Annotated in this window: 6 protein-coding genes and 1 other RNA gene; 5 read left to right on the top strand and 2 right to left on the bottom strand. The window is 69.8% G+C overall.

Annotated features, from left to right (window positions below):
• Positions 1–142: 142 nt before the first annotated feature.
• Positions 143–352 carry a DUF6582 domain-containing protein gene (locus tag ASC58_RS15130; protein WP_056917577.1) on the top strand — a complete coding sequence of 70 codons (210 nt, stop codon included), beginning with the start codon at positions 143–145 and terminating at the stop codon, positions 350–352.
• 337 nt (positions 353–689) lie between these two features.
• On the opposite strand, the gene rnpB is transcribed toward ASC58_RS15130, so the two are convergent.
• Positions 690–1,087, bottom strand: an RNA gene (gene rnpB, locus ASC58_RS16850) — RNase P RNA component class A.
• 212 nt (positions 1,088–1,299) lie between these two features.
• Here rnpB and ASC58_RS15135 point away from each other — a divergent pair.
• The 4 genes from ASC58_RS15135 to ASC58_RS15150 all read left to right on the top strand — a co-directional run bounded on the left by ASC58_RS15135 (position 1,300) and on the right by ASC58_RS15150 (position 9,704).
• On the top strand, positions 1,300–2,325 hold the full coding sequence (locus tag ASC58_RS15135; protein WP_082553358.1) for a BTAD domain-containing putative transcriptional regulator: 1,026 nt from the start codon (positions 1,300–1,302) through the stop codon (positions 2,323–2,325).
• 87 nt (positions 2,326–2,412) lie between these two features.
• Positions 2,413–3,096: a response regulator transcription factor gene (locus ASC58_RS15140; RefSeq protein ID WP_056917579.1), complete on the top strand. Its 684-nt coding sequence runs from the start codon at positions 2,413–2,415 to the stop codon at positions 3,094–3,096.
• Complete coding sequence (locus ASC58_RS15145) at positions 3,096–4,409, top strand: sensor histidine kinase (protein WP_056919900.1); 1,314 nt, start codon at positions 3,096–3,098, stop codon at positions 4,407–4,409. Before ASC58_RS15140 ends, ASC58_RS15145 begins: the two co-directional genes overlap by 1 nt.
• A gap of 72 nt (positions 4,410–4,481) precedes the next feature.
• Positions 4,482–9,704 carry a peroxidase family protein gene (locus ASC58_RS15150; protein ID WP_082553359.1) on the top strand — a complete coding sequence of 1,741 codons (5,223 nt, stop codon included), beginning with the start codon at positions 4,482–4,484 and terminating at the stop codon, positions 9,702–9,704.
• Positions 9,705–10,028: 324 nt separating this feature from the next.
• Here the strand turns inward: ASC58_RS15150 and ASC58_RS15155 are convergent, their stop codons facing one another.
• Positions 10,029–11,483 carry a copper resistance CopC/CopD family protein gene (locus ASC58_RS15155; protein ID WP_056919901.1) on the bottom strand — a complete coding sequence of 485 codons (1,455 nt, stop codon included), beginning with the start codon at positions 11,481–11,483 and terminating at the stop codon, positions 10,029–10,031.
• Positions 11,484–11,516: the final 33 nt, after the last annotated feature.

Consider the following 11,516-nt stretch of genomic DNA (forward strand, 5'->3'; position numbering starts at 1 on the left):
ATCGGGCCGCTTCAGGGCCGAGCAGGGCAACTTCGGGTGTGCTGCACCAGGTTGCGTCTTCGTCGGTTCGTGGCCGACTCATGATTGGGCCATGGGTCATGCGGGTAGATCGGGGATGGACGACCCCATGGAAGGAGATCAGATGTCAAAGGATCTGAGTGACAGCCGGAACCGCAAGCGGCTGAAGAAGTCGTCGTTCGCCTTGCCGGAACAGGAGAAGTACCCCATCCCCGACATCGAGCATGCGCGGAACGCGTTGGCTCGGGTAGCCCAGCATGGATCAGAAGCGGAGAAGCAGAAAGTACGAGCTGCGGTGGAGAAGAAGTACCCGAGTCTCAAGAAGGACGACTGACCGAGGGGCGGTCGCGTGGCGGCCGGCACCGGGCTGCGACAGGCCAGCTCTTCAGCCTCAACATCGACCGTCGCGACCTGGAGCAGTCGGAGGCGCTGAGCGCGCATCTGGAGAGCTACCCCGCGACCTCGTTGGTCTCACCAACGAGGTCGGCATGCCCATGCGGCGATCTGCGTTCTGGCCCGAATGGACCGCGCACTCACGGCAGCGGAGGTCCCCCAGTCCGGTTCCACGAGCGCACCAGGGAAGCTCTCGACGGAGTGCCCGGAAATTGTGGTTGACCATTTGCGGACCAGCAATGGTTCGAGGAGACAAGCCGAAGGTCAGAGACCTGAAGTGGATGAGTCGGCCGATACGCCGGGTTCTGTCCCGCGGCCCGGTTGCCCGGGCCGTGGTGACGGTCATCCATCTACGACAGCCGTTGCCGACTGCCTCCAGCGCTCTACCCGTGTGCTCGGGCGGGCAGCCCTCGGACGCACACTGTCTGAGCTTGCTCCAGGTGGGGTTTACCTAGCCGAGCCAGTCACCTGGCCCGCTGGTGGTCTCTTACACCACCGTTTCACCCTTACCGCGGTGCCTGCGCAACCGGAGCTGCGTGGTCCACCGTGGCGGTCTGTTCTCTGTGGCACTGTCCCGCGGGTCACCCCGGGTGGCTGTTGGCCACCACCTTGCCCTGTGGAGCCCGGACGTTCCTCGGCGGTGGTTGCCCACCGACGCGACCGCCTGGCCGACTCATCCGTCGCCAAGGATAGGGCAGGTATGGCGCGTGGCCGGCCACGCGCCATACCTGCCGTCCGAAGGGGGCGGCTGGGGAGTGACTAGTCCCTGCGGACCAGGGCGCATGGTCACGTCGGGCCACAGCGGATTGGGGGTGACCTTCTGAGCGGAATGCACCGTGTGCACGGACGCAGGATGCGACAGCCTCGGACGCGGTGAGGAGGGGTCACATGACGACGTACGACAGCACGACAGCACGTCCAGCCCAGAGGGGCGGCGGGCGACCTGCGCGGATGCAGGTCAGGTTCTTCGGCGGGTTCCACCTACGGGTCGGCGCCGTGGTCCTCGGACCACGCCAGCTCGGCGGCACCAAGCCGCGACTGATCCTGGAGGCGCTGCTCGCCCACGGCGGCGCCCCGGTGAGCAAGGACCGCCTGGTCTCGATGCTCTGGGAGGGCGACGGGTCCAAGGGGTCGAGGGCCAACCTCGAGACGTACGTGTGCGTGCTGCGCAAGCATCTGCACGCGGCTGCGCCCGGCATCGAGGACGTCATCGGCTCGGTGGCCGGGAGCTACACGCTCGACATGTCGCGCGTCGAGCTCGACCTCGACCGGCACGAGGAGCTGATCCGGCGGGCGACCGACCCACGGACCGCGGCGGCTGACGCCGTACCCCTGTTCGTCGAGGCCCTCGCCCTGGGGCAGGCCGACGTGCTCCCCGAGGAGGGCGACCTGGAGTGGCTGGTCGACCTGCGACGCCTGCACGTCGGGCGCATGCGCACCCTCCTCGTGCAGGGAGCGGTCAAGGTCCTCGACCTCGCACCCTCGCTGTCGCGTCAGTGGTCGATGTTCGCGCTGGAGCAGGACTCCCTCGACGAGGCCGCCTGGATCTCCTACCTGTCCAGCCTGGAGCGGCTCGGCCAACACGCCGAGGGCCTGCGCGCCTACAACGACTGCCGGCAGGTCTTCGCTCGCGAGCTGGGCTGCTCCCCCGGCCGGGTGCTGCAGGAGACGTACGTCCGCCTGCTGCGCGGGGCGAACGAGGCGAACGGTGAGCTCAGCCGCCTGCTCGATGCCGTCGTCAGCCTGCACAGCGTGACAGGTAGCCGCGGACCGGCGTCGTCGCTGCACCGTGGACCTGCTCCCCGCAGCACGCCTCCCGTGTCCTTCGAGGAGGCTCGACTGGTGCTGTCCACGCTCTTGGCACGAGCAGGGAGCACGACGAATGGTGGAGCCGCCGCGGCGCGATCGGCCTGACAATCGGGGGCGGGTCGTACAGGTCGGGATGGACCACGTTCGACCTCGGCCTGGGCTGGCAGCAGCGCGACGGAGGGGGCTGGTCGCATGGAGGTGCAGGAGACGGTCACGCGTGTCCTGGTGGTCGACGACCACAAGACGTTCGCCGAGCTGCTGACGAACGCCCTCGACCGTGAAGCCGATCTCGAGAGCGTCGGCCACGCGACGACAGCGGCCCAGGGGGTCGCGATGTTCCGCGAGCTGCGGCCGGAGCTGGTGCTCATGGACGTGCAGCTGCCGGACTCGACCGGGTTCGACGCCACCCGCCAGATCATGGCCATCGACCCGTTCGCCCGGGTGATCGTCCTGACGGCCCACGCCAAGCCGGAGTTCGCCGGCGACGCGCTCGTCGCCGGCGCCTGCGGTTTCCTGGCCAAGGACGGCACCCTGGCCGACATGCTCGAGGCCGTGCGCACCGCCGGCCCGGGCCACGTCGCCGTGGACCCCGAGCTGATGGTCCACCTCATCGCGGAGGCCGCGGAACCGACGACGACCCCGGTCCGGCTGAGCGACCGGCAGCTCGACGTGCTCGCCCTGCTCGCCCGCGGCGAGGACGTGCAGCACATCGCCAAGGAGCTCAACATCTCGTTGAGCACGTGTCGCAGCTACGTGCAGACGATCCTGACCAAGCTCAAGGCACACAGCCAGCTGGAGGCGGTCATCATCGCCGCCCAGCTCGGACTGGTCACCATCGAGCAGCCCGATCGCCAGCTGCGAGACGACTTCCGCTGATGTGGGGCCGCGGCGGGTCCTCCTCGGAGAGCACCGAAGTGCGGCGCGCCGTCGTGCGGCACCTCCTGTACGGCGCGGTGGCGCTCGTCGTCGTGTCGGTCCCGACCTTCCTCGCCTTCGAACGGATCGCGGAGGCGCACGCCCTCGACAACGCGGCGGAGGACGGCGCCAGCATCGCCCGCAGGCTCCTCGCGCCGGGGGTCACCGAGGCCCTCATCGCCTCGCAGCCGGACGCGATCGCCGCGATGGACCGCCGCCTCGGGCCGCGCATGAGCGACGGATCCCTGGCGCGGGTCAAGATCTGGAAGCCCGACGGGGTGATCATCTACTCCGACGAGCACGCCCTCATCGGGCGGAACTTCTCGTCCGACCCCGACCTGTCGAAGCTCCGCCCGGGTGGTGCGCCGGTCTCGGCGATCTCCACCCTCGACGAGGAGGAGAACGTCTTCGAGACAGGCACCGACAGCCTCGTCGAGGTCTACACGTTGTCGTCCTCACACGCGGGACAGGACGTCGTCTACGAGATGTACTTCCCCCTCGTCCGCGTCGAGCGGGAACGTGACCAGCTGCTCGCCAAGATCGCCCCCGTGGGGGTGCTCGCCCTCGGCGCCCTCACGCTGTCGCAGCTGCCGCTGGCCATCGGCCTCGCCCGACGGGTCAGCAGCATCCGCAGGTCGCGTACGCGCCTGCTCGCCCAGACCGTCAAGGCCGTCGAGCTCGAACGGCAACGGCTCGCACAGGACCTGCACGACGACGTCATCCAGGACCTCTCGGGCGCGGCGGTCAGCCTCGAGGCCCTCGGGAGGGCCGGCGACGGCTCGGACCCGACGGCCGACCGGGCCGCGGCGATCCTGCGTCGCGACATCCGCCTCCTGCGCGACATCGTGGCCAACCTCTTCCCCGTGACACCCCACGAGGCCGGCCTCGACGCGGCGATCCGTGACCTCGCGGCCGGGCTCGGGGAGCAGGGCCTGCGGGTCGAGCTCGACCTCGACGAGGACACCGGCGTCGACCCCGTCACCGCGGGACTGATCTACCGCGTGGCACGCGAGGCGATGGTCAACGTGGCGAAGCACGCCGAGGCCGGCGTGGTCGACGTGGAGCTCATCATCACGCCGTATGCCGTGAGCCTGCGCGTGGCGGACGACGGTCGCGGCCTGGTCACGAGCGGCGGCACAGCCGTGGCGACCAGGATCGCCGGGCACGTCGGGCTCGACATCGTCCGGGAGACGATCACCGAGGCCGGGGGCTCGGTCGTCGTCGAGGGCAGGCGTCCGCACGGGACCGTCGTGCGCGCCCGGCTCCCCCGCTGACCCGGCAGAAAGATTTTCCCAAGGTCGTGCCTCCACCGTGGGCCTGTCATTTCCTCAGGAGGCAGGTGTGTCATGGCCAGTTCCCACGCACGGTTCGAGCGTGTTGCCCGAGAGCTCCGGGACCCCGGAGAAGGTCGGTCCGGTCCGAGTGGCCGCAGACGCAGCACAACCCTGCGACGCCCGGCGCGACTGACGGTTCTCGGATCCGTCGGCGCCGTCGTCGCCGCCCTACTGCTCCAACCGTCGCTGGCTGCGAACGCCGCCTCGGCACCGGTCGAGGCAGGATTCACGATCACCGCGGGTGACCTCTCGTTCATCCTCAAGCAGATCAACATCGCCGAGCGGCACGCCGCGACGGCGACGCCGGCAGAGCCCTGCAAGGGACTGCTCAACCAGCCTGGCGACGGGATCCCGGATGCCGAGCAGGTACCCGACGTCCTCACCTCCTACGGCCTGCGCACCGTCGGCGGCGAGTGCAACAACCTGGTCCCCGGACGCGAGAAGTTCGCCGCGGCCGACGTGCCCTTCGAGCGCATGGCCCCCGCCGACTTCAAGGACGCGGAGAACGTCCCGGCGGGCTTCCCTGGTGCCGGAACCCCCACGACCTACAACACCAAGCAGCCCGGCAACATGGTGTTCGACACCCAGCCGCGCCTGATCAGCAACCTGATCGTCGACCAGACGGCCACGAACCCGGCCGCCGTGGCCGCGGCCGGACACCCGGTGCGCAGCCAGGGCAACACCGGGGTCTTCCCGTGCGACGCCAACAACCTCCCGGCCGGCTGCACACCCGCCGGTGAGACTCTCTCCATCCCGAACATCACCACGGACGTGGGTCTCTCCCCGCCGTTCAACGGCCTGTTCACGATCTTCGGGCAGTTCTTCGACCACGGCGTCGACCAGACGGTCAAGGGTGGTGGCACCGTGTTCGTGCCGCTGCGCGACGACGACCCGCTGGTCGCCGGACCGGACCACATCTTCGGCAACGCCGACGACCTGGACCCGAACCTGCGGTTCATGGTCCTGACCCGCGGCCAGAACGAGCCCGGCCCGGACGGCGTCCTCGGCACCGCTGACGACCTCGACCCGGCCAACACCGACACCCCCCTCGTGGACCAGAGCCAGACCTATACCTCGCACGGGTCGCACCAGGCGTTCCTGCGCGAGTACGAGCTGGATGCGGCCAACCACCCGAAGGACACCGGCCGCCTCCTCGGCGGTCCGAGCATCGCCAACGGACTGGCCACCAACGACCTGCGCAAGAACGGCATGTCGACCTGGGCCACCACCAAGGACCAAGCGGCTCGGGTCCTCGGGCTCAAGCTCCGCGACGTGGACGTGCTCGACATCCCGATGCTCGCCACCGACCCCTACGGCAACTTCGTCCCCGGACCGGACCGTGGCCTCCCGCAATACGTCACCGCCACCGGTCTGGTCGAGGGTGACCTCGCGTCGCCCGTCGAGCCGCCGGCGAACGTGCTGCACTTCCACACGCCGTTCCTGACGGACATCGCCCACGACGCCGACCCCGGTTCGGTGGGTCCCTGCACAGCGCCGAACACCCCGTCCGGCTGCAAGAGCCCCGACCCCGACACCACCGCCGGCACCCAGCTCGACGGCCAGGCCGCCGGCACCTACGACGACGAGCTTCTCGACTCGCACTTCACCGCGGGTGACGGCCGCGTCAACGAGAACATCGCCCTCACCACCGTGCACCAGATCTTCCACTCGGAGCACGACCGGCTGATTGGCGACATCAACAACACCCTGACCACCAAGGTCCCCCAGTCGGTGCTCCAGCAGTGGACCCGTACGGACGGCCCGTCCGGGTGGAACTACGGACAGCGCCTCTTCCAGGCCGCTCGCTTCGTCACCGAGATGGAGTACCAGCACCTGGTGTTCGAGGAGTTCGCCCGCAAGGTGCAGCCCGCGATCGACCCGTTCCACGTCTACCACTCCGACGTGAACCCGACGATCCCCGCTGAGTTCGCCGCCGCCGTCTACCGCTTCGGCCACTCCATGCTGACCGAGACGATCGACCGCACGGCCCCGCTCCCGGCAGGCTCGACCTCGCCACCGCAGCACTACGACATCAAGCTGCTCGACGGGTTCCTCAACCCCCCGGAGTACAACCGGGGCCTGAACGGGAGCGCGCTCAGCTCTGAGGCCGCTGCCGGCGGGATCATCATGGGCATGTCCGACCAGGTCGGGCAGGAGATCGACGAGTTCGTCACCGACACCCTCCGCAACAACCTGCTGGGGCTGCCGCTCGACCTCCCGACCCTCAACATGACCCGCGCCCGGTCCGAGGGCATCCCGACGCTCAACAACCTGCGCCGCCAGATCTTCTCCGTCACCAACGACGGGCAGCTGGCGCCGTACACGAGCTGGGCCGACCTGGGCAACAACCTCAAGCACCCGGAGTCCCTCGTGAACTTCGTGGCTGCCTACGGCACGTACCCGAGCATCGTCAACGCCACCACCTACCAGGCCAAGCGCGCCGCTGCGCAGGCCATCATCGACCCGGGCGTGGGCCTCAGCCCGACCCAGGACGAGATGGACTTCATCAACGGCGCCGGTGCGTGGGCGAACCAGGAGACCGGCCTCAACAAGGTCGACCTCTGGGTCGGTGGTCTCGCCGAGTCGACCGACATCAACGGCGGGCTGCTCGGCAAGACGTTCAACTACGTCTTCGAGACGTCGCTGACGAACCTCCAGAACGGGGACCGGCTGTACTACCTGGCCCGCACCCCCGGCATGAACCTGCGGACGCAGCTCGAGAGCAACAGCTTCGCCGAGCTGATCATGCGCAACACCGACAACACGCACACGCTCAAGCAGGACGCGTTCGCGACGGCCGACTGCAAGTTCCAGCTGGCCAACCTCGCCAACACCGCCGCAGGGTTCACGCAGTTCGGTGCCTCCGTCACCGACGACCCCACGACCGACTGTGACGAGAACGCACTGCTGACGCGCTCGGCCAACGGCCAGATCACCTACAAGCTGATCAACTCCGTGGACCCCGCGGGCATCAACGGGCAGTCCGTCTACAACGGCGACCTGACGTCCAACCGGATCAAGGGCGGCATCGACAACGACACCATCCTCGGCAACGACGGCAACGACTGGCTCGACGGCAACTCCGGCGACGACGTCGTCATCGGAGGCGACGGTGCTGACCGGATGACCGACACCGGTGGTGCCGACGTCCTCAAGGGTGGTCCGGGCAACGACGCCATGGACGCCGGAAACGGCATCGACATCATGATGGGTGGCGACGGCCGGGACTTCATGAACGGCGGCGCCAACGACAACGAGGAGTTCGCCGGACCTGACGACGACTTCATCATCGCCGGTGCCGGGACCGACACCGCCTTCGGTGGTGGCGGCGACGACTGGATCCAAGGTGGGTCCGGTCAGGACCTGCTCATCGGCGACCACGGTGCACCGTTCTTCGACGACCCCGCCGAGACCAGCCCCGGTCACGACATCTTCATCGGCCAGGTCGGTGAGAACGACTACGACACCGAGGGTGGCGACGACATCATGAGCCAGAACTCGTTCGTCGACCGCAACGCGGGCGCCGGAGGGTTCGACTGGGCGATCCACCAGTACGACACGGTGGCCGCCGACGACGACATGGCCATCAACAACAACCTCGGCCCGTTGCCGATTCAGGTGGTCGTCAACCGCGACCGCTGGCAGGAGACCGAGGCCGACTCGGGCTCCGCACGCAACGACGTCATCCGTGGCAACGACGACGTCCCCTCGGCGATCGGCGGCGCAGGCTTCACCGGCTGCGACGTCCTCGACCAGGCAGGCGTCAACCGCATCAGTGGGCTCTCGGCGATCCTGCCGCCCCTCACCGGTGCGCTGGCTCCGGTCGTGGCCAACTCGGCCGCAGGCACCTGCCCGCTCTCCGGACCCATCTGGGGTGACGGCAACATCCTGCTCGGTGGTGGAGGCAGCGACACGATCACCGGTCGTGGCGCCGACGACATCATCGACGGCGACCGTTCGCTCCAGGTCCGCATCAGCGTCCGCACCAACGCGGACGGCACCGGCCCGGAGATCGGGTCGGCGACGCTGATGGAGGGCACCTACCAGGCGGGCAACCCGAAGACGCTGCAGCAGGCAGTGTTCGACGGGACCGTCGACCCCGGCCAGCTGGTCATGGTGCGCGAGATCGTGCCGGCCCCCGCTGGTGACACCGGTGTCGACACCGCGGTCTTCCTCGCCCCCAGGGCGTCGTTCACCGTGGTCCGCAACGCCAACGGCAGCTTCACGGTCACCCAGACCGGGGCGGTCAACCGGGCCACCCAGAAGGTGTCCGACGGCATCGACACGCTGCGGAACATCGAGCGGCTGCAGTTCACCGACCAGGTGCTGCTGCTCACCCCGCCGCCGGCACCCACCAACGTCGCCGCAACGACGACGCCGAGTGCCGCCGCCACCGGATCGGCCACCGTCACCTGGACCGCACCGGTCCTGCCCGCGGGCACCTCGCCCATCACGAGCTACGACATCGTGGTCAGCTCCAACGGTGTGGTCACCCAGACCATCACCGGGATCGCCCGCACGGCCGTCAGCCGCGTGGTCACCGGTCTGGTGACCAACAGGCCGTACACCTTCCAGGTGCGCGCCAACAACCTCTTCGGAGCGGGTCCGCTCTCGGCGCCGTCCAACGCGGTCACCCCCGTGGGCGTCCCGAGCGCACCGACAGCGGTCACGGCGGTCCGGGGCAACACCAGTGTCAGCCTGAGCTGGACCCCGGGTAGCGACGGAGGGTCGCCGGTCACGGGTTGGCTCGTCCAGGTCCGGATCGGTGGTACGACCGTCAGGACGGACACCGTCTCCGGCAGCACGCCGAGCGCGCTCGTCTCGGGCCTCACCAACGGCACCGCGTACAACTTCAGGGTGCAGGCGGTCAACGCCAACGGCACCGGCGCGGCGTCGGCCAGCTCCAACACGGTGACCCCGGCAACGGTGCCGGGCAAGCCGGGCATCGGGACTCCGATCGCCGGTGTCGCCGGCGGCGCGAGCAACGCTCAAGCCGTCTGGAGTGCTCCTGCCAGCAACGGTGGTTCGACCATCACGAACTACCGGGTGAACGCCTACCGGGTCGCCGCAGACGGCGTCACGCTGACGTTCTTCAGCCAGACGACCTTCAACGGCACCGTCACTCCCAGGACGATCGCCCTCCCCACCGGCAACTACCAGTTCGAGGTGGTGGCGATCAACGCCCTCGGGGACAGCGTCCCGTCGGACAAGTCCACCACGGTGGTGGCCAGATGAGCTGAGGTGAGCCGGTCCGGGGCGCGCGAGGGGAGGCCCGGACCGGCAGCTCCCTAGCAGGACCCCACATCCGCGGGCCCCGGACCACCCCCTCACTCAGTCCGGGGCACCGCCCTTTCCGACAGTGCCCGGCACATCACCCCCGATGTGCCGGGCACTGTGCTGCGCCCGTTCGGCCAGTGGCCCCGTATGCGGCCGGGTTGGCCGTGCGCGCGAGCGGCTCACCGTGCAGCCCGGCCCAGCAGTGCAGCCGGCCCGGAGGTGCAGCCAGGCCCAGCAGTGAAGACCGCGAGGCGTGACGCCCGGTCACCATTACCGGCGGGCTCATGGTGCCGCCGGGCAGGACCCGTTCGGGTCAGGGGCGCCCGTCACGACGCGGGAGCCGGACGTCCCCGACGAGGATGAGGTATCCGGCGTGCTCTGGGCCGCCTGGCGGCCCGGGACGATGGACACCAGCGCCGCCGTGAGCCCGAGGATGACGGCAGCCAGGGCGACCTCGCCCACGAGTCCCCGCCTGAACGGTCTCCAGGCCGGATCGCCCGTGTTGCCAGCGTGATCGGGCGCCGTCCGACGAGCCACCCACCGGCGGGCCAGGTTGGCCACGCCGAGCAGCAGGACGACGGCGACGCTCTTCGCCAGCAGGACGCGTCCGAACGTCGTGGCCCCCAGCGCCCCCACGGTGCCGACCTCGCGCCACGCCAGGACCACCCCGGAGGCGACCAGCACCGCGACGCTCCCGAGCGCCAGGACCGAGAACCTGGGCAGCGCACTGCGTGCGACCGTGTCGCGGTCGACAGAGAGGCCCACGAGCACCACGCAGAGCCCACCGAGCCACAGGACCATGGCGGCGATGTGCACGAGGTTCACGCCGACAGCCAGGGTCTCGCCGGGCGGCACCGCGGAGTGGCCGACCAACGGCCAGGTGGCCAGCAGTGCCAGGGTCGCGACCACGGCCACGCCGACCCAGACCCTGCGCCACCGGTCACGCGCCGGCGCGGGGAGGCCGAGCAGGGCCACCACCCCGACGGCCGCAGCCACGAGCAGGTAGCTGCGCACGGCATACACCCGGTCGAAACGCTCGGAGTGGCTGTCGAGGGTCTGCGGCGCCTGCCAGAGGGCGGCGAGCGGTCGGCCGCTCGCGTACACCCCCTGCAGCAGCATGCCGCCGGCCGTGCTCACCGCGAGCAGGCCCAGACCCGTGCCGACGAGCACGCGGATCCTGCGCTGCCCCAACCCTGCCGGCCACACGAGGAGCGCAGCCACAACGGCCCCTGGTCCGAGCGCGGCACCCACGAAGCCGACCCACCGCAGCACCCCCAGGAACGTCCCGACCCCCTCGTTGCGCCCGGGGTCGGGCAGGGTGCCACGGACCTGGCTGGGGCTCCCCACGGAGAACCGGAAGGAACCCGCCACGGGGTGGGTGTCGCCCGAGCTGACCCGCCAGGCAACGGTGTACGTGCCCGGTGCCAGCCCGGGAGGGAGGGAGACCCGCAGCGTGAACGGATCCCCCGGGGTGGCCAGGACCGGGCCGGCGTCGACAGGGGCGAACCGGTCGTCGTAGACGTCGATCCCGCCGTCCCCCGCCTGCACCTCCTCACCGAAGGTCAGGCTGACGACCTGCGGGGCGCGGGCGACGACCGACCCGGCGGCCGGTGAGCTGCGCACCAGCTGGGCGTGCGCCTGCGCGGCGGTCGCGGTGAACCAGATGATCGCGCAGCAGGACAGCACCACCGCCAGTGCGGTGGCGCCCGCACCACGCAGCCCACGGCCGGAGACCACGCCCCGGAGCGTAGCGGGCGGGCGCCCGGCGCA

It is taken from the genome of Phycicoccus sp. Root101, from assembly GCF_001426245.1.
Lineage (GTDB): Bacteria > Actinomycetota > Actinomycetes > Actinomycetales > Dermatophilaceae > Pedococcus.